The organism is Paraburkholderia sp. GAS32 (genome assembly GCF_050434225.1).
Taxonomy (GTDB): Bacteria; Pseudomonadota; Gammaproteobacteria; order Burkholderiales; family Burkholderiaceae; genus Paraburkholderia; species Paraburkholderia madseniana.
In genome coordinates this window covers 258,697-284,111 of record NZ_JBNPVS010000001.1, presented here as the reverse complement: position 1 = coordinate 284,111, position 25,415 = coordinate 258,697, and the positions used below count along the sequence as shown (strand labels likewise).

Here is a 25,415-nt window from a genome sequence, read left to right as displayed (position 1 = left end):
CGACGCAATACGGTTGCCACTGACGTTGATCAGCGCGTCGCCTTCAGAGATGAAGCAGTACGGGCCGGGCACGTGCGAAACACGACAAGCGGCTCAACCTGGATTGATTTCGTCCTGGCTGCGTCGTGTAGTGCGAGGGCCGAAGATCCGCAGCGTGGCAGCCACGACTAGCAGCGCCGCCGCGATGATGCCGAACATGGCGCCTGCTCCTTGCTGGTTCAATACAGGGAGCAAGATGAAAGGCAGCATGCCGCTCACGATGCGGGACAACGAGTAAGTACTGCCGATGGCGGTTGAGCGCACGCTGGCTGGAAAGATCTCAGATTGGTAGACGTGGTACGCATTGCTGAACACGTTCGACGCACATGTTGTCAACACACCAAAGAGAACAATCAGCGCCGAGGTGTTGGAATAGGCAAAACCCAGGCCAAAAACTGCAATGGACAAAATGGCGCCAATAACCAGGGTACGGCGTTCAATCCAGTTGAGCAGCGGAATCGAAAGCAACGATCCGACTGGGTAGCCGAGAAACGACAAGGCGATAAAGAGCGTTCCGTCCGTCACGTCAAAGCCACGGCTTTTCACCACGGTGCTGGCGAGTGTGCCGAAACCGTAGTAACCAAATCCCTGAAGCAGATGGAAGATGGTCAACATCAGGTAGCGCTTGTTATAGGGAGGGCGGCGCAGCAAGGCAATGCGCTCGCCCAAGGTCATTGGATTCCGCTTGACGGTCGTTTCAGGTGAGATGACCGACACTGTCACGCCGGCACTGGCGGCAAAGCGCCGAAGCATGGCATGGGCCTCCTCGACGCGGCCCTGCGCGAGTAGCCAACGCGGGCTTTCGGGCAACTTATGCTGCACAAGCAGAACCAGCACAGCGCCCAGGCTGCCAATAACCAGAATAACGCGCCAGCCGGCCACGGCGCCAAAGTGAAGAGGATTGAGCCAAAGCGCCAGAAATCCAACCAATGGCACGGCGATATATGAGGTGGTGTACGCCCATGCAGCCATTCGCCCACGACGTTCCTTGGGCAGAATCTCGGACAAAAAACTATCGGCAACGGGATAGATCGCACCTACGCCAATGCCGGTGAGGAAGCGGCAGATCACCAGCATCTCGGCGTTGACCGAGAATGCCCCGATCAGCGAAAAGCCGCTGTACCAGATCAGGTTGAATAGGAAGGCCTTGCGCCGGCCGATTCGGTCGGCCATGCTGCCTAGAAAAAATGCACCGAAGAACATGCCGATAAACGCCGAAGCGAGCAGCAGCTTGAAGTCCGTGCTGTGTCTGTCGATACCGTATTCCCCCTGCAACGCCGCGCCGATCGAGCTGACAAGGAAAATTTCGAACATGTCGAAGAACAAGCCTATGCCGATCACCCACACCACAAATCGATGCAGCGAGCCCGCAGGCATGTTATCCATCCAGCCACCCAGGGTGGTGGCTTTGGCATGAAGGGCGGGTGTATCGTCGGCTTTGTCCGGTTCGGATGAAGCAATGCGCGAATGGGCGGCCGCACTGCCGCCCACGTCCAGATTCCTGGTGTTCATGTTTGTCTCCGTTTCTTTGCTTTCGGGTCGGCTTATGCGCCGTTCACCACGTTGATCGGCGCGCCCGCATGGAACGCAGCGAGGTTTGCTTCGATGCCGGCATTGAGCCGGTTCGCGGCATGCGTCGCCGCCCAACTGATGTGCGGGGTGACGATAAGGTTGGGATGCGCACAGGTGAGCAGGGGCTCATGCGGATCGGGCGGTTCCTGCGGGAGTACGTCGAGCGCGGCGCCGCCGAGGTGGCCGCTCATGAGGGCTTCGACCAGCCGAATCGACAAGACCTCCGCGGGCGCTGTTCACGAGCAGCGCGCCGCGTTTCATGGCGCGAAGCGTGGGCGCGTCGATGAGGTTGCGTGTTGTCTCCGTAAGCGGGCAGTGGAGCGAGAAAACGTCGGCGGACCGGACCACGTCGTCGAATGGTGTGAAGCCTTCGCGAACGGTTTGTCGTCCGCGATGCTCCGCGAACATCACGTTCATGCCAACCGCGCGGGCCAGCCGTGCGAGCGCATTCCCGATCGCGCCGCGCCCGACAATGCCGAGCGTCGAACCGGCGATATCGAGAATCGGCGCATCGTGCACGCAGAAATGCGGCGACGCCGGCCAGGCGATGCGAGCGGCTTCACGATAAGCGAACAGGTTGCGCCGCAATGCGAAGATCGACGCGAGCGCCCACTCGGAGACGCTCTGTGCCGAATAGCCCGGCACATTGGACACGATCACGCCGGACTCGCGGCAGGCGTCGATATCGATGCAATCGAAGCCCGTCGCGGCGACGCAGATAAAGCGCAGTTTCGGCAGACGTTGCAGATCGGCCGCGCGGATGGGCACTTTGTTCGTGATAGCAATGGCGGCATCTTCGAGCGCATGGACCACGTCGGCGGCGCGCGTGGCCGGACGAACGGACCATTCGCTCGCCCAGGCCGGCGCGGTGAGCGGCGTGGGCAACGTGCCGCTGTCGAGCAGGACGATGTTCATTGAACCCCCGCCTTGGGCAGCGTGGGCCGCAAAGCCACGCTGTTCAGTTCGCTGAACGGCAAGTGAAAGTCGGCGGATCGTGGATAGCAGGGTGTCATTCCATCACGCCATCAGTTCGGAGATCTCGATCAGATTCAGATCGGGATCTCGCACATACACCGAGCGAATCTTCTGCGTAGCGCCGGTGCGCGCAACCGGACCTTCGACTATCGGCCATTTGCAGCGGGCCAGATGCGCAATCACATCGTCGAGCGGCACGGTGGCGATGAAGCACAGGTCGAGCGCGCCCGGTACGGGAACATGGGCCTTCGGTTCGAATTCGGCACCACGCACGTGGACGTTGATCTTCTGATTGCCGAAGCGAAATGCAATCCGTCCTTCGCCAAACGTCTCGAGTTGCATCTGCATGACCTCGGTGTAGAACCGCTTCGTTACAGCGAAGTCGACGCAGGTGAGTACGAGGTGATCGAGGTGGTCGATGAGTGCCATGTCCTGTTCCTTATGAAAATGCGCGTTGTTCCGGCAGGCCGTCAGCCGCGATGCAAGGCATCGAGTGCAGGTCCAGGCGCCGTCCGGCCTTGAGCAACTGGCTCGGCACGTCGTGGCCGATCAATCCGGGAAGCAGGGCGGAGGCGGACAGCACGGCGGCGAGATCCACGCCGGTGTCGTAGCCGTCGAGCTCGAGCATGTGCACGAGTTCCTCAGTGCAGACGTTGCCCGTCGCACCTGGCGCGTAGGGGCATCCGCCGAGTCCGCCGAGCGACGCGTCGAAGCGATCGATGCCGGCATCCAGCGCGGCGAGCGTATTGGCGAGCGCCATGCCGCGCGTGTTATGAAAATGCAGCGTGAGTTCGAGCGCGGCGAAGCGCTCGCGCGCGGCGGCGCACAGTTCGCCAACCTGCGACGGGTAAGCCATGCCGGTGGTGTCGCACAACGTCACGCCATGCACACCGAGGTCGGCGAAGCGCTGCATCCACTCCAGCACTTCTGCTGGGTCGATATCGCCTTCCATGGGGCAGCCCATCGCCGTGGACAGCGACACGTTGATCGCCACCTTCGTTTGCCTGACCACGCCGATCACGTCGCGCAACTGGGCGAACGATTGCTCGCGGCTCATGCGCAAGTTCGCGCGGTTGTGACTCTCGCTGACCGACATCACGAGATTGACTTCATCGACACCGCACGACAGCGCGCGCTCTGCGCCGCGCAGATTCGGAACGAGCACGGTATAGACGACGCCTTCACGTCGCGCGATCCGTTGCATCACAGCTTCGGCGTCACGCAAGGCGGGGATCGCTTTTGGCGAGGTGAACGAGGTCACTTCGATCTTGGCGTAACCACACGCGCTCAGACGATCGATCAGTTCGATCTTGGCGTCGGTGTCGACGAAGCGGGCCTCGTTCTGGACGCCATCACGGGTGGCGACCTCCTGGATATACAGACGCTTGCTGCTCATTCGGTGCTCCTGTTCAGATGATGCCGCGTGCGCGCCAGGCGTCGCGGGTCGTGCTGTCGATGCCGAGGTTTTCCAGCACCTCGTCGGTGTGCTGGCCGAGCGTGGGCGCGGGAGTGTTCACCGTGCCCGGCGTCGCGCTCAGCTTCGGGACGATGCCTGGCAGTTGCACGGGCGTGCCATCGGGGAGCTGGGCGTCGAGAATCATGTCGCGTGCGTGGTAATGCGGGTCGCTCGCAATGTCGGCGACGTCGTAGATTTTTCCGGCGGGAATGCGGGCTTCATTGAGCGCAGCCAGCACGTCGTTGAGCGTGCGGTGTAGGGTCCAGTCGGCGATCGCGGCGTCCAGCCGCTCGACGTTCTTTACGCGGCCATCGTTTTGAGCGAGTGCGGGATCGTCGGCCAGATCCTGGCGGCCGATCAGTTCCATCAGACGCCGGAAGATGCTGTCGCCATTGCCTGCAATCAGCGCATATTTGCCGTCGCTGCAGCGATACGCATTCGACGGCGCGATCCCGGGCAAGCTGCTGCCCGCCGGTTGGCGCACGGCGCCGAACGCCGAGTACTCGGGCAGCAGGCTTTCCATCATGTTGAAGACCGACTCGTAGAGCGCGACGTCGATCATCTGGCCCGTACCGCCGTTCTGGTCGCGATGGCGCAGCGCGAGCAGGATGCCGATCACGCCGTGCAAGGCGGACAGGGAATCGCCGATGGAGATGCCCACGCGCACGGGTGTGCGGTCGGTTTCGCCGCTCAGATGCCGCAAGCCGCCCATCGCTTCACCGATGACGCCGAAACCCGGACGGTCGCGGTAGGGACCGGTCTGCCCGTAGCCGGACACGCGCAGCATCACGAGACCAGGATTTAAGGCATGCAGTTCTTCCCAGCCGAGGCCCCATTTTTCGAGCGTGCCGGGACGAAAGTTTTCGATCAACACGTCGCTTTGCGCGACCAGTTGGCGAACCACGTCCCGGCCTTCGGGCGAGCGAAGATCGAGCGTGACGGATTCCTTGTTGCGCGATTGCGCCGCCCACCAGACAGACGTGCCTTCATGCAGCAGGCGCCATTTGCGCAGCGGGTCGCCCGAGCCGGGTGGTTCGATCTTGATGACGTGCGCGCCGAACTCGGCGAGCATTTTTCCAGCGAAGGGACCGGCGATGAGCTGGCCCATTTCAAGCACGCGAACGCCTTCTAGCGGCTTCGTCATGTTGTCTCCTTGCAAACGTCGTTCTCTTGACGCTCACTTTGCGACAACCCGCGCGTGCTGAAAATCAATGGATTCTCCACGACCCTTTCCCATCTGGAAAGGGTCGTGGGATTAACTGTCTGTGCCGTCCGTTCGGCCGGACATGAAGTCGAGGAGACGCAATGCTTCGGGCGACAGTGTTTCGCGCGACAGCGTGCCGATCCACAAGGTGCGATGCGCCCACGCGTCGGTGAGTTTCACGGCGCGCAGGCCCGTCGCGAGAATTTCGGTGCGTACGGCGCCCTCGGGCAATACGCCGATGCCGAGCCCGTGCTCGATCATCCGGCAGATGCCGTCGAAGCTGTGCACCTGGATGCGTAGCTTGAGAGCCCGGTCCGCGCTGAATGCGGCATCGAGCAGCCGCGCGAGCAGTGAACTGCCTTCGTTCAGGCCGACGTACTCGAAGTCGAGCGTATCGGCGAAGGCGACTTCTTCGAGGGACGCGAGGGGATGGCCGTTCGGCACCAGCAGCACGAGCTTGTCCTGACGATAAGCGACCTTCTCGATACCTGGCGCCAGCACGTTGTCCGCAAAGATGCCGATGTCGGCGGTGCCGCTGCGGATCGCCGCGACGATTTCGTCGCTCAAGCGCTCCTCGAGCGATATCTTTACGCTGGGGTTGTCGGACAGAAAAGCCTGCACGTCGTGCGGCAGGAACTGGATGATCGCTGACGTGTTGGCCCAGACTCGCACGTGGCCACGCACGCCGGCGGCGTAGTCGCTCATCTCGTTGGCCATGCGGTTCACGCGGTCGGCGACTTGCCGGGCATGCGCGAGCAGACCCTTGCCGGCGGCAGTCAGCTCGATGCCGCGCGGCTGCCGCAACATGAGCGTGCAATCGATGCTGCGCTCCAGGTCGGCCATGCGCTTGCTGACCGCTGACAACGTCATGCAGGTGCGCTCAGCCGCCTTTGTCAGGCTGCCGAGTTCTGCTACGACGATGAAAAGGCGCAGCGATTGCAGGTCGTAATGTGAGGAGCTGGTCATGGGTGTGTGGCGTTTAGCGCGCTGGAAGTCGACGGAAAGTGAAGCGGCCCACGCATCATAGTAGGCTTGCCTCACGGCGACATCCTCTTTCGCCACACGCCGCTGCCGTTCGCCGGCCTTGACGGATCTGAGCGTCACCGTACAGACTTGCCGGGTCATCCGTACGATTCTGGGGTCTCAACGATCTGCTGCCTCATGTCTTCGAGCTTTTCGAACAATCCAGCAGAACGATCGCGCTGTTACGATGAAACCGTCCGTTCTCCGCATGCTGATCGCCATTCCGTCGCTGGGCGTGGGATTCTCTGCACCCGTGTGCAATGCCTATGCGCTCGATGCAAAACTGGACTGCCAGTCGAGCCCGCATGATTTCATTGCTCCGCTTCTGGACGAGCAGTCGATCGATGCAAAGCCAATGCGCATTGAAGCGAACTCGGTCAACGCATTTCGTCCCGCGCGCGGCAGCAACCTGACGGCATTCGGCTTTCATGTCTATGCCGTCTTCGGGTATGAGCAAAACGATCCCATCTTCAAACAAGGCAGCGGCCAGCCGGTTACGCCCCCGACATACGGCGTGGTGGTGACCGGCTCTGCCGCGTCGGTTGAGGCGAGCGTACGACGCGCCGGCAGCGATGCGGTCATTCGCGACGTCGTTCCACTTTTTCTCACCGCCGTTTTCTGCAACGGGCATTGATGTCTGTGCAGTGCGCGCACGAGGAGCGAGGAGACAATCATGCATATGCTCACCAATGCGGGTCCGCTGGTTTCATTGATCGCCGGTATTCTGATTCTTGTCGTGCCGCGCCTCTTGAACTACATCGTCGCGATCTATCTGATCGTGATTGGACTGCTGGGGCTTTTCGGAAGCCACATTCGTTGAACGCACGTCTCTCCTTTTCGCCCCTCCTGATCAATCAGCCCTTCGCCCACGCGGCGGCGGTGGCAACTGCGAAGTCCCGGTAGGATCGCGGCTGCCGCCCGAGCAGCGCAGCCAGACGATCGACTTCCGCCTTCGAAGCGACTGCGCCGTCCTCTTGATACCGGCGCATCATCAGGCGCATATCGTAGGCAAGCCAACCCGGCGCGACCGCCTTGAGACGCTGTTCGAGGGTATCGAGATCGTCGCCGCCGTAGCGGACCGGGCGTCCCAGCGCTTCGGCCCAGATCGCAGCGATATTCTCCGAAGTCAGCGTGTCAGGACCGACGAGTTCGTACGTTTCACGCGGTAGCGGATTGGCGGCGCGCTCGCGGCGCAGGAGTTCGCGTGCCGCGGCTTCGCCGATATCGCGGACATCGACCATGGAAATTCCTTTGCTGCCAATCGGCATGCCGTAGACACCGTGCGTCAGTAACGGGTCTTTCTGACGGACGTCGTTCTGGATGAAATAGGCGGGGCGCAGCACCGTCGCCGGCAGGTCGCAGTGTTCGATCATGCGCTCGACCGTGTGCTTGCCGGTGAAGTGCGGCACATCGACATACTCCGCGCCCTTGAAAACCGACAGATAAACAATGCCTTTCACACCGGCCTCCCGCGCGACGCTCAGCGTCTGCAGTGCCTGTGTCAGTTCGTCCGCGGCGTTGGGGGCCAGCACGAACACCGTGCTGACACCGTTCAGTGCGCGCCGCACTGCGTCGATGTCGGACAGGTCGCCCTTGACCGCGGTGACGCCAGCGGGGAATTGGGCCTTTTCCGGCGAGCGGGTCAATGCCCGCACTTCGGCGCCGCTGCCGTTCAGATGGTCGAGAACCTGCTTGCCGACCACGCCTGTGCTGCCTGTTACGAGGATTGCCATGACTTTCTCCTGGGGTTGAATGGACTGGGTTAGTCCGTGAGACGAACAATAGTCGTTCCATTGGACGATCGAAAGTGCCAGAATCAAGACATCTCGTCTCGGAAATGGAACGATCATGGATTTGACTTCGCTGGCGGATTTCAACGCCGTTGCACTGCATGGCGGCTTCGGGCCGGCCAGTCGCGCGCTCGACCGTCCCAAGGCGACGCTGTCGCGGCGCGTGGCCGAGCTGGAAGAAGATCTCGGCGTGCGGCTGATCGAGCGGGGCGCACGCAGGCTGCGTCTGACCGAGGAAGGTCTCGCCCTCCACGAGCGCACGCGGGGGCTCATGACGGAGATTCAGGAGGCGGGTGAGGCGGTCGCGTCGCGTGCGCCGGTGCCGCGCGGGCGCTTGCGCATCAGCGCGCCGGTCGTGTTCGCGCATGTCTTGCTGTGCCAGATCGCTGCACGCTTTGCGCTGGCCTATCCGCAGGTCGAGCTCGAAGTCATCGCGGAAGACCGCGTCGCGGATCCGGTAGAGGACGGTTACGACCTGGTCATCCGTATCAATCCACCGCGTGACGAGCAGCTCGTTGGGCGGCGCATTCTCGGTGACGAGCGCCTCGTGGTCGCTTCGTCGACTTTGTCGATACCGTCGATGCCCGCAGGCGAAGCCGGCGAGCTGCAGGTGCCGGCGGTCGTGTCGATAGCGGCGCATTCCGACTTGCTCTGGAACATGTGCACGGAAGGCGGCGTGAGGGTCATCAGGCCGATGCCGGTGCTGCGAATGTCATCGCTGCTGATGGTGCGCGAGGCCGCGCTGCAAGGCGTGGGCGCAGCGCTCCTGCCGCGCTTGCTGGTTGAACAGGACGTGTCGACAGGACGGCTGGTTTGTTGGGGCGTGGAGGCGGGCCCGCCCGTGGAAATCTGGGCGCTCTATAGTTCGCGACGTTTGCTGAGTGCCAAGGTGCGGGCGTTTATGGACATGCTGAAACCCGACTCAGTCAGGTTCTGACGGGCTGACGTTATCGGATCTTTCGCCGCGAAGAACGGGGCGGCAATCGCTACCGTGAAGAATCCGAAAACGGTGAAGTCGAACATTTACGGAATGTCAAAAACTTGAGCGATACTCGCGAACTTGCGAATGGCCGGCAACAAATATGCTTGCTGAATTTTTCACATTTCATTCGGTGATTTGCGGTGATTTACGTTATCGAGGACAACTGTCAGGAGAGCATCGCTCATGCTTAAGAAACGAATTCGTGCTGCACTGCTTAGCGCACTGATCACCGTGATTGCGCCGGCGTGTCAGGCGCAATACACCACCGACTGGCTGGCTAACACATTCGGAACGCAAGCCGCGCACGTGGGCAACGCTGCTCGCTCGATGTGGGTCGCGCCTGAAGGCGTGATCTATACGGCTTCCCTATGGGATGAAAACGAGGGTGGCGTCGCGATCTATCAGAACGGCAAGAGCATCGGTTCTATTGGAATCAACAGCGAGTTTCAGGGTGGGGCGATTACGGGGAATGCCACATCGATTTTCGCGGCCTTGCAGTACAGCACCGTGTACGGCAGTGGTGCAGTAGGGCGATACAACCGAGCGACTCAGAAACGCGATGTCCTCATCCCCGTGAGCGCATGGAACGCGGTCAAGCACGCCGATGTCATCACCGGGCTCGCCACGATCGGCACTCTCCTTTATGCGAGCGATTTCCCGGGCAATCGCGTCCGGGTCTACACCACCGACGGCGTGTGGCAGCAGGACATCACCGTCTCCGGTCCCGGTGCACTCGCTTTGGATGGCGCGGGAAATCTCTGGGTAGCGCAGCAAAGCGCGGCCGCGATCGTCGAATTCAGTCCGGCCGGTGCTCCGCTGAACACGATCCAGATGCCCGCGACTTCGCGACCGTCAGCGCTGTATTTCGACGCATCGTCAGGACAGCTCATGGTTGGTGACCAGGGTCCCGACATGAATATCAAGCTCTACAACATCTCGGGCACGCCGACTCTGGTCGGCACGTTCGGCATTCAGGGCGGCTATCTCGACAACACTACCGGCGTCAAAGGCCAGGTTGGCGACAAGCGCTTCACCCGTGTTGTCGGCATCGGAAAAGACGCAGCCGGCAACCTGTATGTGCTAAACAATCCGTGGGGTGGCGGCTGGGACCTCGGCCGCAACGGCAGCACCGATATTCACGCGTATGACAGTGCCGGCAATCTGCAATGGAAACTTCAGTCCCTCAACTTCGAGGCGGTCGCAGCACCAGATCCGGTTACGGACGGCGCCTACTTCTATGGCGGCACCAACATTTACACCGGCACCGCGGGTGGTGCCTTCGTCGCGAATACCGTCGACCCGTTCAGCTATCCCTCCGATCCACGTCTCAACATGAACGATACACAGCGCGACGAGCATTTCGGTCAGCTCGTCAGCGTGGGTGGAAATCGGATCCTCGTCGCGTCCGGTCAGAACCCTGGCATCTTTTACTTCTATCATTTCAATGCGGCGAGCGGCTATATCGCGATTCCGGATGCGTCGATTCCAGGTCCTGCATTCAATACGACGCGACAGATCACGGGCGGATTCTGCATCGATAGCAGGGGGGACGTATGGGCCGGTCTGGACAGAACGAATCACATCTATCACTACCCGCTGGTCAGCTTCGATGGCACCGGCAAACCGACATGGGGACCCGGCATCGCCATCTCCATTCCGCAGAGCATCCGGCCGTTGACACGCATCATCTATTTGCCGGAGAGCGACACCATGATTCTCGCGCAAGGCATCGCCGGGAGCTGGGACTGGACGGCGATTCAATCGAGGATCGAGGTGTATCACGGCTGGAGCGCGGGCAACACCACGAAGCCCAATCCGGTGATCAACCTCACCAGTGCCAACCCGAAGTCGATCACGGCCGTCGGAAATTATCTTTTCGTCGGCTACGTGCATACGGTGCCCAACATCGACGCCTTCAATCTCACCACGGGTAACCTCGATACGACCTTGATCAACTCGAGTGCGGGCACGGTGGATGTGGGCAACGACGTGGATTCGATGTATGGCCTGAGGGCATACCTTAGATCGGCCGGCGAGTACGTGATCACGAAAGACAACTACAACGGCTCCAGCATTGTTGTTTATCGCTGGACGCCATGATCGGTTTGCTTCGAGGTTATGATCAGACGAAAAAGATGCGGTGCGCGTTCCACGCTTCGTTGAATTCGCATCGTTCAGTTCTCTCTGCCTATGCATTTGGTACGTGGACGTATTGATATTAATAATATAAAAACGAGCCGCGTTATTCTTTTCTCAGGTCGATTTATTTTTCTTCGAAGGAAAGTCAAAGACCTGCGTTTTCCGCCCCCGGTGAGGCAGAGATTTTCCGTTTCCTCTGCTTTTGAAAATCGTCTGGAGCGTTTCCCATAAGATTCTTTGAACTACTACTTATCGTCCCTGGTCGTGCCCACGTTACACAGATGAAACGTTTATAATTCGTCTGCCAATACACTGGCTGTAAGTAATGCCGGGCACGCGCCGGGAACGGCATCGGTCAAGTAAAGGTTGCGTGGGTAGGCGTTTTTGTGGCGCTGGACCAGCGTCTCTCATACGAATGGGTTGCGAATGAGTCGAGCGACTTTAACGCTACCTGTCAGCGGTTTTCACAGCTTTTCCTTTTCGGGAATTAGGCTCGAAACCTAATTAGTTTTAGGTTCCGGACGGGCCTTGTCACGCCCTGGATTTGACTCAACTGACATCGAGGACGCCGGGTTCGCCGTCAGTCACTGATAGAACTTCATCACGCGAACATTCTTGGTTAATAGTAAGGATGACGTAATTATTATCTATTGAAGGGTGACAGATCAAAATGCTGAGCGCACTGCCGCCAGGCGGCGCTCAGTGCGCGTTCGAATGCGTAACGGTATCTGCCAGTGGATACCGGCACATCGAAAGCGCCAGCTTCATCAGCAATGAACGCGATCATCGCGTTCACCGCTTCAAATCTCTCGGTACTCAAAGAACGCCAAAGCGGGACGGCTTAGATCGATCTTGCTCACTCCTCGGGGACAACCTGCTTTTTAGCGATACATACAGACAATGACGAGAAACTTCAAACTTTTGGGAGTTGCGGCAGCAACAGTGTTTGCATGGTTTGGTGCAGAGAACGCGCAGGCTGCTACGAGCACGATCACCGTCGCAGGGCTGCAATACAACTTGTGCGCACAAGAGAACGGCACCTGCAAATTCCTCGGAACAGGCTCGGTGGTGTTCGGTGCAGTTCCGCCCACCTCGCCTTCGGTCATGCTGTCGGCCCCCGCTACCTTTAGCAACGGCGTCGGATGCTATGTCGGCGCGGTCTCGCAGACAGATCCCGCATACGGGTACGACAAATCATGCTGGGTGAGAGCGGTTGCCGCGACTCCGACACCAACGCCAACGCCAACGCCAACGCCGACGCCGACGCCGACGCCGACGCCGACTCCGACGCCGACGCCGACGCCGACGCCGACGCCGACGCCGACGCCGACTCCGACGCCGACGCCGACGCCGACGCCAACGCCGACGCCAACGCCGACGCCGACTCCGACTCCGACGCCAACTCCGACGCCAACTCCGACGCCGACCCCGGGAAGCTCGACCCTCTCGTGCGGCACGCCCACGCACACTGCCGGCGGAACCGCCAATGGCGTGATCAGCGCCGACACGCCCACCACGGACGGCATGCGCATTTTCCAGAACAACGCAGCGTTCAAGCTCGCGATTACGACGAACGCGCCGAGCGCGGATACGGTCGTCTGGTCCGTGGCGGACTCGACCGGCGCGATCAAGGCGGCGGGCAGTTTTGCGGTTAGCTCCGGCGTGCAAACCAACTCGATTCCATGCACGTCGACGTGGTCAGGCTATGGCGCGCTGACAGCGACGCTGCGCTCGAACGGCGGCACATTGCCCAACACCGGAACGCGTCCGGTGGGTATTGCAACGTTCGGCGTGTTGCCGAACCTGACGTCGGTACTGGGCACCGTAACGTACGCCCATCAGGATCAGCACCGCTTCGGCATGCAGGGCTTCAACGGCAACATCGCCGCGCTGCATGATCTGGGCATCTCGTGGACCATCGACGACCGTCAGGTATCGGCCATGGAACCCAATGGCCCCAACACGTACACGCCGAGCGTGAACGACCTCGATCCGTTCTATAAGGCGAATCCTGATCAGATGCGCATCGTGCGTCTCGATGGACTGCCTGCATGGGATTCGAAGACGGGCCAATTCAACGACAGCTACTATGCGCCGTCGAACATGCCCGAGTTCCAGAGCTTCATGGCCAAGGTGGGTACCGATACGAGTCTGATTCGCGCTGCTAACTACCCGAACCAGAAAAGCAACTATTACCAGGTGACGTGGGAGCCGAGCCTCGGCTGGGCGGATAGCGACGCGAACTTCGTCGCGATGTACAAGGCCGCGTATCAGGGCATTCACTCGACCGATCCGAATGCCGTCGTGATGGGTACCGGCAACCCGTTCCCTGCGAATTGCGACACCTGCACCACCGGCTATCTGCAGAAGTTCGGTGCGCTCGGCCTGTGGAATTACATCGACGCAGTCTCAACGCATGGCTACTGGAATGCGGGCACCTATCCGGCACATCCGCCTGAATTGCAGGACTCCGATCCGGATCCGGCGAACCAGGCGAACGCGCTCGACAACCAGATGACGCAGTTGCGTTCGGTGATGCAGGCGGGCAAGCCGAACATGAAGCTCTTCTTCACCGAAGCAGGCACGAGCTACGATCCGGGTCTCAACTACGGCCCCACGGTGCCGTCGCAGAACCAGTTGTTCGCTCACGCTGCGGTTGGCGTGCGGTCGCACATCATTGTGCTTGGTGGCGGCGCACAGTTGACGACGCTTTTCTATGGTCCTGACTTTCCGGGCGAAGTGGGATACGGCTCGTTCTTCGACCTGAATGACGCGCAAGGCGCTTATGGTGCAGCGAACCTCTCGCCGAAACCCGAAGCGATGGCCTTCGCGACGATGACACGTGTGCTGGACGGCACGAACACATTGGGTCGGGTTACGGGCGCGCCGTCCGGAACCTTTGCATATGCGTTCCAGCAGCTTGGCAACGGCAAGGTGGTGACCGCTGCATGGGCGCACAGCAACGCGCAGTGGCCTGCGAGCAGTGGACTTTATAGCCAGACCTACTCGACGAGCTATTCGCTTCAGGTCGACGGGGCCGGTACGTCGGGCAATGTGACGAAGATCGATGGTTACGGCAATACCAGCACGCTGGCCTATACCAACGGCAAAGTCACGCTGACCCTCACCGAGGTGCCGCAGTACATCGTCTCGAACAACGCGACGGTCGCCAAGGCCAATGCGACTGTTCCGGTCGGGTATACGGGCCAATAAGGGCTGAGTCGTATCGACGCGCCGCTGGTGGGAGCGGCGGCGCGTCGATCGGCCCGTTCTGGCCGTTCTCCGGTCAGGAGCCGAACGCTTAACCCGTTGCAAACGCAACGATCAGCAAGCACCAGCTTGGCACCGGCTTTACGGAAACGAGTGCCTTAACGTCGAGCCAGGTGGATCCCTGCGAGCATGCAGCGCACCGAGCCGCCAGCTAGCTCGATGGTCGGCACGCGCAACGGTAGCAATTGTGCAGACCGCTCGATGAGCGTTTTCTGTTGTGCCGTCAGGCACGACATCGCCCGTTCTGACAACGCTAGAACGCGGCCATCCTTCCCCGACAATTCCAGTGCATTCCCGGCAAAATTGCCGATCTGCGCGTGCGTGAGCGCGATAACAGTCCGGCCGCTCTCCAGCAGGCGCGCGTGTACCTCGCTGCGGCGTGTGTCGTCACGAATAAGGTCCAGCCCGATTAGCGCAAATTCGGTCGCCACGCTCATCATGACGTTGGTGTGGTAGACCGCCCGGCCTTCCGCATCGGCGGTATCGAAGCACATCGGTTCGAAGTTGAAATGCGTGCAGAAGCGCTCGAGCGCCACTGGGTCGGCGCGATGTGAACGTGCCGTATACGCAACGCGTGCGACATGGTCGAGCACCATGGCGCCCGTGCCTTCCAGAAAGACATCGTCGTGCTCCAGCCCGGAATAGTCGATCACGTCCTGCACGCGGTACTCGGTCTTGAGCATTTCGATCACGTCGTGCCTGCGCTCGCGCCGGCGGTTGACCGAGTGCATCGGAAAGAGTGCCACGTGGCCGCCCGCGTGCGTCGAGAACCAGTTGTTCGGAAAGACCGAATCGGGTGTCTCGTTCTTCCCGCCATCGTCGAACATGTGAACGCATACGCCGGCCGCTTCCAGGCTGGCCGCCGCAGCGCTGACTTCGTCGCGTGCCGCCGCGGCAAGCGCTGTCGCTTCTGTGAAATCAAGGGCGTGGCCAGCACGCTGGAAAGCGTTGTCGGCCGCTGTCTCCGGATTCGGATGAAAGCGGTGAGGGCGAATCATGACAACGGCGGCGGGTGCCTGCATCGACAGAAGGCTCATGGGGTTCGTTAGCGGGTTGCGGAAAGATAGGGCGAAACGGCCGGATGGCGGGCTCGATCAGCGCGCGAAGGCGAATGCGTCGGCGGCTGCCGGGGTGAAGGCGGCCGGCGTGGCTGCCGTCTGTATCAGGCCCCCAAACAGGTCTTTGGGATTGCTGACTGTCGGGATCAGCGCGACATCGACGCCCACGTCGTGGCGCTGTGCCAGTGCGTGGAGATAGCGGAGCGCCGAGTAATCCTCGAGTGCGAAGCCGACAGAGTCGAACACGGTGACCTGCTCCGCGCTTTCCCGCCCCACAACCTCTCCGGCAAGCACGCTCCACAGTTCGGTGACGGGCGAATCGGCCGGGAGCTGCTGGATGTCACCTTCGATGCGCGTCTGCGGTTCATATTCGACAATCACGCGGCTCATACGCAGCACGTCCGCATGCAACTCGGTCTTGCCGGGGCAGTCGCCGCCGACTGCGTTCAGATGCATGCCGGACTCGATCATGTCCGGCGTGACGATCGTTGCATAGGTTTTGTCGGCGGTGACGGTCGTGACGATATCGGCGCCGCGTACCGCGTCGGCTGTCGATGTCGCGCGGACGATACGCAGGGCCGGCCACGCGGCAAGATTGCGCGCCAGTTTATCGGTTGCGCGCGCATCGACATCGAACATGCGAATCTCAGTGATGCCGAGCAGTGTGTGAAACGCGATCGCCTGAAATTCGCTTTGCGCGCCGTTGCCGATCAAGGCCATGCGTCGCGAGTCGGGGCGGGCCAGGCTTCTTGCGACGAGCGCGGACGTTGCCGCGGTGCGCAAGGCGGTGGTCAGGGTGAGTTCGGAGAGGAACAACGGGTAGCCCGTATCGACGGATGCGAGCGCACCGAACGCCATCACGGTGTGAATGCCGCGTTCGGCGTTGATCGGATGCCCGTTCACGTATTTGAAGGCGAACAGGTTCGAATCGGCGACCGGCATCAATTCGATGACGCCTGCCTGGGAGTGGCATGCAACACGTGGCGACTTATCGAATTCGCGCCATCGAAGATAGTCCGCGCGGATGGTGTCGGCGAGTTCGCTCAGGAATCGCGGCACGCCGATATCGGCGACGAGTCGGTACGTGGCGGGTACGTCGAGAAAGCAGGTCATGGTCATGTCTCCGTGATTCATGTGGGCTCCGGTGCGGGAGCAATGACGGAATTATTCCTTTGGACCTCGCCAACAAAAAGACAGCAGACTTCGCAAATTTCACAGATAAAATGGCAAAATGCGCACCTGAAATGGCATTTTGTACATTTCCGCATGAAGGCTTCGCCAGGTAGCGTGCGGATGGCGGAGCGCCGTCGCCGGGCACTCAGGTAACCACCATGATCAATCTCGATGACATCGACAGGCAGCTCATTTCTCTGTTGCGTGACAACGCACGCATGTCGGTGGTGACACTGGCGAAGCAACTGCGCGTGGCGCGCGCAACGGTGCAGAACCGGCTCACCCGCCTCGAAGAAAGTGGCGTGATCGTGGGCTATACGGTGCGGTTGAAACCGGCCGCCGAAGCGCATCGGATTCGGGCGCTGATGTCGATTGCTGTAGAAGGCAACCGTGCGGCTGACGTGCTCAAGGTGCTACGTGGCCATCCCAATGTCGCAACGATTCACAGCACCAATGGCCGGTGGGACCTCGTCGCGGAGTTGCGGGCGGACTCGCTGGAGAACTTCGATCGGGTGCTCGGTGCGATCCGCTTGATCGACGGAATCGCGAGTACCGAGACCAGCATCTTTCTATCGACGCACAAGATGTGAGCGGCCAGGAGCGTCCGCGCGCTTTGTCGACTTCATGCGAGCTCCATGCGCGATTCGCGTCACCCTGCGACAAACGTCATTTCGAACTTCTCCATGCGACGACGCAGATACCTGTCAACAGATTGCCGCGTCGCGTAGTGTTCCGCCGGCATCCGTCTATTGTTCATACAAATATAATTCGGATATCTTATTCGCGAAAGTTAATCGATCCTTTTCTTTTAACTCTGACACCTCGGTCTGTCGGTCATGACAGTGCCGGCTATCTAGTCCGTATAACGGCACTTATTCGCAAAGGGTTTAACCCTGCAAAGGTTTGCGGAAGAACTAATTTCTCTATTGAATTAATGACTTGGAGAATCAGCCGGATTTATATTTCAATAAGTAATCGGCAAAAAAAGGCCGACACATTGTGTCGGCCGGAAAGACTCTGGCGTCCGAGGATTGCATGCCAGAACCTGAGAGACGTTAATCAGTCAATTTTACGGATTGCAGTGTAAGGTTCGGACATTATTGCCACATACCAGGATTTAACAATCTGGCGGCGTGCTCTTCTCAGAAGAGGGTTATTTTCAGAGTGCCGAGTTCGTTGGGGAGAGATCATAAACGAAAAGCTTTGGCCAAGCATAAGGACATCAAAAAAATTTGTCGATTGGCCGTCGCCGAATTCGGAATCGGGGAGTCCTGATGTTCGTCTAGGGATTTCCTTAATTGAATTTTATTCCGTACTAATGTGATGTCTGATCGCGTAGCGAATCAATTCCGAATTATTAGTGATCCCCAGTTTTTGCATGAGGCGCATTTTATGTGTGCTGATGGTCTTCGCGCTGAGCGCGAACGCTTCAGCGATATCGTTGATGCTCTTTCCAGCGGCCAAAGCTTGCAACACCTGGAATTCCCGATCGGACAGCATGTCGTGCGGTGGGGTATCGCCGGAGTGAGTGCCGAAGATCATCGAGTCCACCAGCTTCGGATCGATGAATCTGCCGCCTTCGGCCAGCTTGCGAATCGCGGCAAGCAGGATCTCCGGATCGCTGTCTTTGGTGAGGTAGCCGGTTGCGCCGGCGCGCAGCGCGCGCGAGACGACCTGGGCCTCGTTGTGAATGCTCAGCACGAGCACGGGCAGGGCGGTGTACTCCGCCCTGATGCGCCGGATCAGGTCGATGCCGCTAATGCCCGGCATGGTCATGTCGAGCAGCAACAGGTCGGGACACCGGGCGCGTAGTTTCTCGATCACTTCGGCGCCTTCGGCCGCTTCGTCGGCGACGATCATGTCGGTGGTGGTCGCGATGATCTGCTTCAGGCCACCTCGCACGATCGCATGGTCGTCTGCAATGAGGATTTTTATCATGTGCTTTTCTCGGTCCTGAGCGGGATGTGAATAGAGACGGTTGTGCCTGCGCCGGGCGCGCTCTCGATCTGCAACGTGCCGCCAATCAGCCGCGCGCGTTCGCTCATGCCGAGCAGTCCGTAGGAATAGCGCCGGCGTGCAACGGGCAGATCGAAGCCGCATCCGTTATCGCTGATATGGAGTGTCAATGCGCCGTTGCTTGCGGCGAGCGTGACATCGACGCGCGAAGCGCCGGCATGGCGCGCAACATTGGTCAACGAGGCCTGCGCGATGCGGAACACGGCCGTTGCATGCGCGTCCGGCAGAACCGGTTCGCTGCCAAGGATCGACAACTGGCACGGCATGCGATTACGTCGAACGAAGTCGTCCACGAGCCACTCGAGCGCCGACAGGATGCCAAAGTTTAGCGCAGCCGGTCTGAGGTGGCTGGCCACATTGCGGACCATCCAGATGGTCTTCTCGACCAGTTCACGCATGTCCTCGGTTTTTCTGGCTGCTTCCGAATCGCTGTCGAGCCGCATCCGCAATAGCGACACGTCCATTTTCAGCGCGGTCAGCAATTGCCCGAGTTCGTCGTGAATTTCCATGGCGATCCACTTTCGTTCTTCTTCGCGAACCGCCTCCATGTACGCGGACAACTCGCGCAACCGCTCGCGCGACTCGAGCAGTTCCTGTTCGACTCGCTTGCGTTCCGTCATGTCCTGAATCGTACCGACCAGCTTGAGCGGATAGCCGGGCCCTTCATGCGCCGCTTCGACGTGAAGCTGCACGATGCGTGGCTCGCCGTCCGCACCGGTCAGGCGGCAATCGAGAAAATGCGGCTGCCGGTCGGCGATCACCGCACGCACGGCCTGTCGTACAGCGGCCCGGTCCTCGGGGTGAATCGCCGCGCGCAGTGTTCGATAGCTGGGCCGCACGCCGTTCGGCTCGAAACCGAGAATCCGGTACATCTCATACGACCAGTGCGTCACGCCGGCGGCCGCAGTCCATTCCCAGTCGCCAAGTTTGGCCAGCCGCTGGGCGTTCGCCAGACTGGCTTCGCTCGCGCGCAATTTCTCTTCTGCCTGTTTGCGCGCGGTGACGTCGTTGAGACCGACATAGATCGCTGGGGCGTCGGCGAACGTCGCAATGCGAGCGGTCGCCACTGCCCAGAAGCGCTCACCAGCCGAATTCTTGAACTGGATTTCGTTGTTGGTGAATCCGCCTTCGTGGCGCAGGAGTTCGACCGTTCTGTCGCGCTCCGTCGGGTCGACATAGAAGTCGCCCATGTAGGTGACGCCGTGATCGTCCGCGCCGAAACCGAACAGCCAGCGGAACGGCCCGTTCATGTAAAGGACCTGCCCTTCGTCCATGGACGTAATGCACAACGGCACCGGGCTCGTTTCGACGATCGTGCGAAAGCGCGCTTCGCTCGACACGAGTTTCGCTTCGGTCCGTATGCGTTCGTCGATCTCGACCAGCAGGCTTGCATTCGCGCGCGCGAGTTGGCCGGTCCGTTCGGCGACGCGGTCTTCGAGTTCGTCGCGCACGCGGGAGAGGGCTTCTTGCGCCTGCTGCCGAACCGCCACCTCGCTCGAGAGACTTTCGTTCCGCGATCGGAGCGCCTTGTGCATGGCGCGCAGCGCGAGGTGGGTACGAATGCGCGCCAACATTTCGGCGATCTGGAATGGTTTGGTGACGTAGTCGATGCCACCCACCGAGAATCCTTCGACGAGGTCGTCCGTATCGGCGAGCGACGTCATGAAGATCACCGGAATCTCACGGGTCTGCTCATTGCGCTTGAGCCGGCGACAGGTTTCGAAGCCGTCGATGCCCGGCATTTTCACGTCGAGCAGGATCAGGTCGGGCTGCGAAAATTGCGCGCGTTCGAGCGCCTCCTCGCCGTCGAGCGCAACGAACACGCGAAAGCCCTTATCCTCAAGACTGTCGGCCACGACACCGATGTTGATCGGTGCGTCGTCCACAACCAGAATGGTGGCCGGCTCTGCCGCGATCGTTGTGTCGTTCATGGCTTGGGCCTCCTCTCGAGATATTCCTCCGCGAGCAGCAGGATGGCCTTTGACTGATAGCCTTTCACGAGTGCACGCAACTCTGTTGTCAATACCAGATTGCGCTCGTCGAGGGCCGCCATCCTGTCGGCCCATTCGGCGATGGCACGCATGTCGCCCAGACGGGCGAGATGATGCAGGTTGTTGAGTTCGTCAACGGGCAACGCGGGAGAGGGCGTGCGCGATGCGCCAGGTTGCGGCGAGCGAGGCGCTGGCGAGTCAGTCCACTTCAGCGCCAGCAAATCCGCCAGATGGGCCTGCAGCCGGTCGAAGTCGACGGGTTTGGAAAGGAAGGCGTTCGCGCCTGCGTCGGTGCTTCGTTTCTCGTCGCTCCAGGAAGGATTCGCCGACACGGCGATGATCGGAATATCGCCGAGTCCCGGTAATCGACGCAATCTGCGCGTTGTTTCGAGCCCGTCCATTTCAGGCATCAGGATGTCGGTCATGATGAGCGACGGCGCCTCGCTGCGCGCCTTCGCGAGTCCCTCGTGCCCGCTGGCGGCCTCGATGGTGTCGAAGCCCAGTTGACCCAGAAGCTCGACCAGGACCGCCCGATTGACGGGCTCGTCGTCGATCACCAGCACTTTGCGGCGCGGACCGGTGTAGCCCGTCACGCGCCGCGCGGCCGCCGTTGCCGCGTCGGTACGCGCCGCGGACACATCGACGACGGCCGGCGCGAGATCGAACCAGAAGACGCTCCCATGCGCGAGCGTGCTTTCCGCGTGGATTTCGCTACCCATTGCGCGAACGAACTGCTGGCTGATCGCAAGGCCAAGCCCGGCGCCACCGGCGCGTCGTTCGGGGCCGCCGGCCTGCTCGAAAGGCTCGAAAATCACGCCGAGCTTGTCGGCCGCGATGCCGATTCCCGAGTCACGTATGCAGAAGCGCACCGCGCCGGAGGGCGCACGGCCGACTTGCAGGCTGACGCAGCCTGTGTCCGTGAATCTGACTGCATTCGCCAGCAGATTAAGCAGCACCTGCCGTAAGCGGCGCTCGTCTGCCCGCACTGCGCCGCCCAGGTCGGGGGCCAGGTCGCATAGGAATCGCAGGCGTTTTTGTTCCGCCTTCACGTTGATGATGTCGCTGATCGTATCGAGGACGCCCGGCAGCGGGACGTCGGCCATTTCGATGCGCATTTTGCCGGCTTCGATGCGCGCGAAATCGAGCGTATCGTCGATCAGCGTGAGCAGATGTTCGCCGCTGCGGTGGATTACTTCGACCGCGTTGCGTTGGCGCTCGCTGTGGCTGCCGTCGCGCAGCAAAATCTGCGTATAGCCGAGGATGCCGTTCAGCGGCGTACGCAGTTCGTGGCTCATGTTCGCGAGGAATTCGCTTTTGGCCCGGTTGGCGGCTTCGGCGAGGTGCCGCGCTTCCCGCTGCGCAGTGGCGTCGCGCTCGGCGAGATAGGCGTCATGCAGCCGCGCGCCCATGCTGTTGAACGCGGCTACCACGCGATCGAGCTCGTCTGGCCAGCGCGGCTGGCGGCGCGGCAGGACGAACGGCTTTGGCGCCGCACGGAAGTCGTATTCGCCGACCAGTCGGGCAATCGTGGCGAGATGCCGCGTAACGAGGCGCGAGAAGATGTAGATGGTGAACAGCGCAACGATGAATGTATAGGTAGCCTGACTGACCAGAATGACCAGCGCGGTTTGCGCTAACGCCTGATAGAGGTTGGCAAGCGTCGCTTGCACATAGAGTGTGCCGATCTTCTGCTGGGCGCCGTGGATGCGATAAAAGATCGGAAATTCGCGGGATATCACGGCGCCTGTCCTGCGCTCGCCAGCCGTCACGACCAGTGGCGTCTCGCTCGATCCGGTCTCGCGCACCTCGGCGGCGCACATGTCGGCAAGCCGCAGGATGCCGTTCAGTTGAAGCTGAAGTTCAGTGCGGTTGAGCTGCCACAGACCCTCGCCAAGGCTGTCGCGATTGCTTCGGTCGATGTCTGACAGACGTGTTTCGATCAGTTCGACGCCGCGGCTATAGTCGCGATAGAGCTGTAGTGCGGTCAGCAATAACGTGACCGCGCAACTGAACAGCAGCACGGTGGCCAGCAGCCGGAAAACCACGCTGTGCCTGAATCGGCCGGGCGAGGCAAAGAGTGAACCAACGCTATTCGCCACCATATTTCCCCGCGAGTGCTGTGCTTCTTTGTTTGTGTATTTTGCACTCGTCGCCGAATCGCGGTCTATAAGGGGCCGTCGAGGAAGTCCGCTGCGGCGAACGCTGGCACTTGAAGCGCTGCCTTCGCGAGCCGCACTCGCATCCACATGATGCCCGCACCGTTCGCGGCAGTGGCGCCACGCGGCAATGACTCGCCAATGATTTCGCGGGCGTTGCCGATTATTTCGCGGATCAGGGTCGACTCACGAGTACTGAGTTTCGCCGTCTGGAACTGGCACAGGTCCGACATGGCGTCAGCCAGACGCTTGACCGCAACCGTATCGTGACCGGTCAACGGCCAGCAGTGCAAAAGATAGGCGAGCGGTACCAGTTTTCTTTCTTCACACCAAAGCTCGAATAGACGTATGCACAGCTCGTCGATGCGTTCGACTGTATTCTCGCGCGGCAAAAAGTAGTCGTTCATAACGGGGATCCGGCGATGGTATGTAATGAACCACTTTAAACGCCGCGCTTGAGTGTTGCCGTCAGGTAGTCCGGACTATGGACTGGTGGTTTCCTGATTTTTGGGTCAGGAAATCCTTAACGTCTATCGTCCCGCGCATCAATTCCGTTTCTTGCCGTCGAACGGATCGGGCCAGAGTTCCTTGCGATCGAGAGGCACCCATGACGGGAGCAAGGGATTCTTCAAATCGATCAGCACGCGGCGCTCGAGGTGCAGATCGGCGATGCCTTGCGCGAAGTGTTCGCGGAATAACGCTTCGAAACTCCCGTCCTTCAGCATGGCTTCAAGGCCGTCCCGAATCCGCTTCGCCAGCAGCGGCTCGGTTTGGCTGACATAGAAGAACTGCGCGTACGGGTAGCGGATCAGGAGGTGAGAGTCGATCCTCATATTCGGGTAGCTCGGCTGAAAGGCCTTGATTTCACGCGTGATCTCGACCACGCCGCGCGGGAACATATCGAAGCGGTGGTCAGCCAGCATCGGAAAAAGCAGGTCGTAGCGGCTTGCGGTGACGAGTGGAACGCCGGCCGCGCGGTAGATGGGGACGTCGCCCCAACCCTGACCCTGGCCAATGCTGAGTGTGCGAAGACCCTGGAGGTCGTGGATGTTGTCGAGCTTCGCCTGTTCGCCCTGATTGATCAGCGCCACGCGATAGCCGAGCAGGCCACGGTCGATGGGGATCGGCACCGGAATCGCCGCGGCGTCGAGTTCCGGGTGTCCGGGCTCGCTCGCGAGGACATTGATGAGGCGGCCGGATATCACCTCGTCGACCTCGCGCTGGGCCGACATCGGTGAAAAATAGGCGTCGATGACGTATGGGCCGTAGGCCGCTACGGTGTGGTTCAGCGCGGTGATAAGAAAGGCCCAGCGGCCCTCTCTCACCACGTCACCGGATAGGCGAAGAATTCGCACATGAGTCAGGGCGGCGGTCGACGGGCCGGACGCGCCGGCGCTGCCGAACGCCGGGCTCAATAGGGCGCAGGCAATGAGGGAGAGCACCACTGATAGTTTGAAGCGTCCGCGGGATCTGAACCGGCGGATTCCATCAAGGTGATCGAGGGCGAACATGAGTAGCCTGAACCGGAAACGACGGGTAAGCCGCAGTATGGGTTCGAGGGGCCGCTTTGGCCAAAATCAATAAAGAATTGGACCATGGATCGCAATGAGGTGACGAAAGAGATCATCGCCGCAAAGTCGGGTGGTACAGGTCGTATTGATCTGCTTGCCGGGCGCTCAGCAGAACCTGCCACTCTGGCGCTATGCTAGCGGCTTCGGCTACTTCGAGGAGCAACTGATGCAACGGACAGCAGGATCAATGATCACGTTTAACCGCCCTGACGGCAAAGACGTCCAGGGTTATCTGGCCAAGCCACAGAAACTGGAGGGCGCGCCTGCCATCGTCGTGATTCAGGAATGGTGGGGCTTGAACGATCAGATTCGCGGCGTGGCGGACCGGCTCGCGCAGGCCGGCTATCTGGCGTTGGTGCCCGATCTCTTTCGCGGGAAGTCGACGGTTGAAGAGGCGGAGGCGAACCATTTGCTGAGCGCACTCGACTTCGGCGATGCCGCGACGCAGGACGTGCGGGGCGCCGTCCAGTATTTGAAGCAGCACTCGGCGAACGTCGGCGTGACCGGCTATTGCATGGGCGGCGCGCTTACTTTGCTTGCGCTATGTAATATCCCTGAGGTATCGGCCGGGGTGGTGTGGTACGGCTGCCCCCCGCTCGAGTACATCGACGCATCGAAAATCAAGGTTCCGGTTCTCGGTCACTGGGCGACGCAAGACGAATTCTTCCCGGCTGAAACGGTCGATGCATTGGAGTCCAAGCTCAGTGCGGCCAACGTCGACGTCGAGTTCCATCGCTATCTTGCGTACCACGCGTTCGCGAACGAAACGGCAGTCGGGCCGGGCCGCATCTCCAGGACCCAGTTTGATCCGGTCTGGGCGCAGCAGGCCTGGGACCGCACGCTGACCTTCTTCGGCCGCACGCTCTGGAAGTAAGCGGCAAGCACGGACCCACATTGAAAGGTGGACGCAAGCCGCGACCTGTTCTCGTCAGCCAGCGGTGAGGCCGGTCGGCGTTTCTCATGCCGACCGGGCTTGACGGCCGGACACCTCATGAAGCAT

The 25,415-nt window shown here is 60.6% G+C and carries 22 protein-coding genes; 7 read left to right on the top strand and 15 right to left on the bottom strand.

Features of this window, described 5'->3' with window-relative positions; translation table 11 throughout:
- Positions 1 to 93: 93 nt before the first annotated feature.
- From P3T25_RS01320 to P3T25_RS01290, 7 genes are all read right to left on the bottom strand, one after another.
- Complete coding sequence (locus P3T25_RS01320) at positions 94 to 1,551, bottom strand: MFS transporter (RefSeq protein WP_171925931.1); 1,458 nt, start codon at positions 1,549 to 1,551, stop codon at positions 94 to 96.
- A gap of 32 nt (positions 1,552 to 1,583) precedes the next feature.
- Entirely contained in the window at positions 1,584 to 1,802 is a 219-nt protein-coding gene (locus P3T25_RS01315; protein ID WP_429357289.1) for an NAD(P)-dependent oxidoreductase, read from the bottom strand.
- Positions 1,738 to 2,526 (bottom strand): NAD(P)-dependent oxidoreductase, encoded by a 789-nt coding sequence (locus P3T25_RS01310; protein WP_429357288.1) that lies wholly within the window; start codon positions 2,524 to 2,526, stop codon positions 1,738 to 1,740. Before P3T25_RS01310 ends, P3T25_RS01315 begins: the two co-directional genes overlap by 65 nt.
- A 102-nt stretch (positions 2,527 to 2,628) precedes the next feature.
- Entirely contained in the window at positions 2,629 to 3,015 is a 387-nt protein-coding gene (locus tag P3T25_RS01305; RefSeq protein WP_154559200.1) for a VOC family protein, read from the bottom strand.
- A gap of 10 nt (positions 3,016 to 3,025) precedes the next feature.
- Positions 3,026 to 3,982, bottom strand: coding sequence for a hydroxymethylglutaryl-CoA lyase (locus P3T25_RS01300; protein ID WP_429357287.1), 957 nt, complete (start codon positions 3,980 to 3,982; stop codon positions 3,026 to 3,028).
- 13 nt (positions 3,983 to 3,995) lie between these two features.
- On the bottom strand, positions 3,996 to 5,186 hold the full coding sequence (locus tag P3T25_RS01295; protein WP_154559198.1) for a CaiB/BaiF CoA transferase family protein: 1,191 nt from the start codon (positions 5,184 to 5,186) through the stop codon (positions 3,996 to 3,998).
- A gap of 111 nt (positions 5,187 to 5,297) precedes the next feature.
- Complete coding sequence (locus P3T25_RS01290) at positions 5,298 to 6,212, bottom strand: LysR family transcriptional regulator (RefSeq protein ID WP_429357286.1); 915 nt, start codon at positions 6,210 to 6,212, stop codon at positions 5,298 to 5,300.
- Positions 6,213 to 6,477: 265 nt separating this feature from the next.
- Here P3T25_RS01290 and P3T25_RS01285 point away from each other — a divergent pair, with 265 nt between their 5' ends.
- Together P3T25_RS01285 and P3T25_RS01280 are read left to right on the top strand one after the other, a co-directional pair.
- Positions 6,478 to 6,903 carry a hypothetical protein gene (locus P3T25_RS01285; protein WP_233464773.1) on the top strand — a complete coding sequence of 142 codons (426 nt, stop codon included), beginning with the start codon at positions 6,478 to 6,480 and terminating at the stop codon, positions 6,901 to 6,903.
- Positions 6,904 to 6,942: 39 nt separating this feature from the next.
- On the top strand, positions 6,943 to 7,089 hold the full coding sequence (locus tag P3T25_RS01280) for a DUF3096 domain-containing protein (RefSeq protein WP_093637406.1): 147 nt from the start codon (positions 6,943 to 6,945) through the stop codon (positions 7,087 to 7,089).
- A 34-nt stretch (positions 7,090 to 7,123) separates the two neighbouring features.
- Here P3T25_RS01280 and P3T25_RS01275 read toward each other — a convergent pair whose 3' ends face one another.
- Positions 7,124 to 8,002, bottom strand: coding sequence for an NmrA family NAD(P)-binding protein (locus tag P3T25_RS01275; protein ID WP_429357285.1), 879 nt, complete (start codon positions 8,000 to 8,002; stop codon positions 7,124 to 7,126).
- Between the two features lie 115 nt (positions 8,003 to 8,117).
- Here P3T25_RS01275 and P3T25_RS01270 point away from each other — a divergent pair, with 115 nt between their 5' ends.
- From P3T25_RS01270 to P3T25_RS01260, 3 genes are all read left to right on the top strand, one after another.
- Positions 8,118 to 8,996 (top strand): LysR family transcriptional regulator, encoded by an 879-nt coding sequence (locus P3T25_RS01270; RefSeq protein ID WP_429357284.1) that lies wholly within the window; start codon positions 8,118 to 8,120, stop codon positions 8,994 to 8,996.
- 228 nt (positions 8,997 to 9,224) lie between these two features.
- The gene (locus tag P3T25_RS01265; RefSeq protein ID WP_429357283.1) at positions 9,225 to 11,141 is read left to right on the top strand and encodes an SMP-30/gluconolactonase/LRE family protein; all 1,917 of its coding nucleotides are present in this window, start codon (positions 9,225 to 9,227) and stop codon (positions 11,139 to 11,141) included.
- Between the two features lie 939 nt (positions 11,142 to 12,080).
- Positions 12,081 to 14,393, top strand: coding sequence for a hypothetical protein (locus P3T25_RS01260; RefSeq protein ID WP_429357282.1), 2,313 nt, complete (start codon positions 12,081 to 12,083; stop codon positions 14,391 to 14,393).
- 155 nt (positions 14,394 to 14,548) lie between these two features.
- Here P3T25_RS01260 and ctlX read toward each other — a convergent pair whose 3' ends face one another.
- Both ctlX and P3T25_RS01250 read right to left on the bottom strand, forming a co-directional pair.
- Positions 14,549 to 15,487 (bottom strand): citrulline utilization hydrolase CtlX, encoded by a 939-nt coding sequence (gene ctlX, locus P3T25_RS01255; protein ID WP_154559192.1) that lies wholly within the window; start codon positions 15,485 to 15,487, stop codon positions 14,549 to 14,551.
- Between the two features lie 57 nt (positions 15,488 to 15,544).
- Positions 15,545 to 16,621 carry an ornithine cyclodeaminase gene (locus P3T25_RS01250; protein ID WP_429357348.1) on the bottom strand — a complete coding sequence of 359 codons (1,077 nt, stop codon included), beginning with the start codon at positions 16,619 to 16,621 and terminating at the stop codon, positions 15,545 to 15,547.
- Between the two features lie 218 nt (positions 16,622 to 16,839).
- Between P3T25_RS01250 and P3T25_RS01245 the strand changes: the two genes are divergently transcribed.
- Positions 16,840 to 17,271, top strand: coding sequence for an Lrp/AsnC family transcriptional regulator (locus P3T25_RS01245; RefSeq protein WP_054040707.1), 432 nt, complete (start codon positions 16,840 to 16,842; stop codon positions 17,269 to 17,271).
- A 715-nt stretch (positions 17,272 to 17,986) separates the two neighbouring features.
- Here the strand turns inward: P3T25_RS01245 and P3T25_RS01240 are convergent.
- The 5 genes from P3T25_RS01240 to P3T25_RS01220 all read right to left on the bottom strand — a co-directional run bounded on the left by P3T25_RS01240 (position 17,987) and on the right by P3T25_RS01220 (position 24,355).
- Entirely contained in the window at positions 17,987 to 18,619 is a 633-nt protein-coding gene (locus P3T25_RS01240; RefSeq protein WP_171925940.1) for a response regulator, read from the bottom strand.
- Entirely contained in the window at positions 18,616 to 20,628 is a 2,013-nt protein-coding gene (locus P3T25_RS01235; protein WP_171925941.1) for a hybrid sensor histidine kinase/response regulator, read from the bottom strand. The genes P3T25_RS01240 and P3T25_RS01235 overlap by 4 nt, the downstream gene beginning before the upstream one ends.
- On the bottom strand, positions 20,625 to 22,733 hold the full coding sequence (locus P3T25_RS01230; protein ID WP_429357281.1) for a response regulator: 2,109 nt from the start codon (positions 22,731 to 22,733) through the stop codon (positions 20,625 to 20,627). The genes P3T25_RS01235 and P3T25_RS01230 overlap by 4 nt, the downstream gene beginning before the upstream one ends.
- A 119-nt stretch (positions 22,734 to 22,852) precedes the next feature.
- Positions 22,853 to 23,251, bottom strand: a complete 399-nt coding sequence (locus P3T25_RS01225; RefSeq protein ID WP_429357280.1) for a hypothetical protein — start codon at positions 23,249 to 23,251, stop codon at positions 22,853 to 22,855.
- A gap of 138 nt (positions 23,252 to 23,389) precedes the next feature.
- Positions 23,390 to 24,355: a hypothetical protein gene (locus P3T25_RS01220; RefSeq protein WP_429357279.1), complete on the bottom strand. Its 966-nt coding sequence runs from the start codon at positions 24,353 to 24,355 to the stop codon at positions 23,390 to 23,392.
- Between the two features lie 226 nt (positions 24,356 to 24,581).
- Here P3T25_RS01220 and P3T25_RS01215 point away from each other — a divergent pair, with 226 nt between their 5' ends.
- Positions 24,582 to 25,289, top strand: coding sequence for a dienelactone hydrolase family protein (locus P3T25_RS01215; RefSeq protein WP_154559186.1), 708 nt, complete (start codon positions 24,582 to 24,584; stop codon positions 25,287 to 25,289).
- Positions 25,290 to 25,415 lie beyond the last annotated feature (126 nt).

Coding starts and splice junctions, on each gene's coding strand:
- P3T25_RS01320 (WP_171925931.1), bottom strand. CDS start 1,551: ATGAACACCAGGAATCTGGACGTGGGCGGCAGTGCGGCCGCCCATTCG.
- P3T25_RS01315 (WP_429357289.1), bottom strand. CDS start 1,802: ATGAGCGGCCACCTCGGCGGCGCCGCGCTCGACGTACTCCCGCAGGAA.
- P3T25_RS01310 (WP_429357288.1), bottom strand. CDS start 2,526: ATGAACATCGTCCTGCTCGACAGCGGCACGTTGCCCACGCCGCTCACC.
- P3T25_RS01305 (WP_154559200.1), bottom strand. CDS start 3,015: ATGGCACTCATCGACCACCTCGATCACCTCGTACTCACCTGCGTCGAC.
- P3T25_RS01300 (WP_429357287.1), bottom strand. CDS start 3,982: ATGAGCAGCAAGCGTCTGTATATCCAGGAGGTCGCCACCCGTGATGGC.
- P3T25_RS01295 (WP_154559198.1), bottom strand. CDS start 5,186: ATGACGAAGCCGCTAGAAGGCGTTCGCGTGCTTGAAATGGGCCAGCTC.
- P3T25_RS01290 (WP_429357286.1), bottom strand. CDS start 6,212: ATGACCAGCTCCTCACATTACGACCTGCAATCGCTGCGCCTTTTCATC.
- P3T25_RS01285 (WP_233464773.1), top strand. CDS start 6,478: ATGCTGATCGCCATTCCGTCGCTGGGCGTGGGATTCTCTGCACCCGTG.
- P3T25_RS01280 (WP_093637406.1), top strand. CDS start 6,943: ATGCATATGCTCACCAATGCGGGTCCGCTGGTTTCATTGATCGCCGGT.
- P3T25_RS01275 (WP_429357285.1), bottom strand. CDS start 8,002: ATGGCAATCCTCGTAACAGGCAGCACAGGCGTGGTCGGCAAGCAGGTT.
- P3T25_RS01270 (WP_429357284.1), top strand. CDS start 8,118: ATGGATTTGACTTCGCTGGCGGATTTCAACGCCGTTGCACTGCATGGC.
- P3T25_RS01265 (WP_429357283.1), top strand. CDS start 9,225: ATGCTTAAGAAACGAATTCGTGCTGCACTGCTTAGCGCACTGATCACC.
- P3T25_RS01260 (WP_429357282.1), top strand. CDS start 12,081: ATGACGAGAAACTTCAAACTTTTGGGAGTTGCGGCAGCAACAGTGTTT.
- ctlX (WP_154559192.1), bottom strand. CDS start 15,487: ATGAGCCTTCTGTCGATGCAGGCACCCGCCGCCGTTGTCATGATTCGC.
- P3T25_RS01250 (WP_429357348.1), bottom strand. CDS start 16,621: ATGACCTGCTTTCTCGACGTACCCGCCACGTACCGACTCGTCGCCGAT.
- P3T25_RS01245 (WP_054040707.1), top strand. CDS start 16,840: ATGATCAATCTCGATGACATCGACAGGCAGCTCATTTCTCTGTTGCGT.
- P3T25_RS01240 (WP_171925940.1), bottom strand. CDS start 18,619: ATGATAAAAATCCTCATTGCAGACGACCATGCGATCGTGCGAGGTGGC.
- P3T25_RS01235 (WP_171925941.1), bottom strand. CDS start 20,628: ATGAACGACACAACGATCGCGGCAGAGCCGGCCACCATTCTGGTTGTG.
- P3T25_RS01225 (WP_429357280.1), bottom strand. CDS start 23,251: ATGAACGACTACTTTTTGCCGCGCGAGAATACAGTCGAACGCATCGAC.
- P3T25_RS01220 (WP_429357279.1), bottom strand. CDS start 24,355: ATGTTCGCCCTCGATCACCTTGATGGAATCCGCCGGTTCAGATCCCGC.
- P3T25_RS01215 (WP_154559186.1), top strand. CDS start 24,582: ATGCAACGGACAGCAGGATCAATGATCACGTTTAACCGCCCTGACGGC.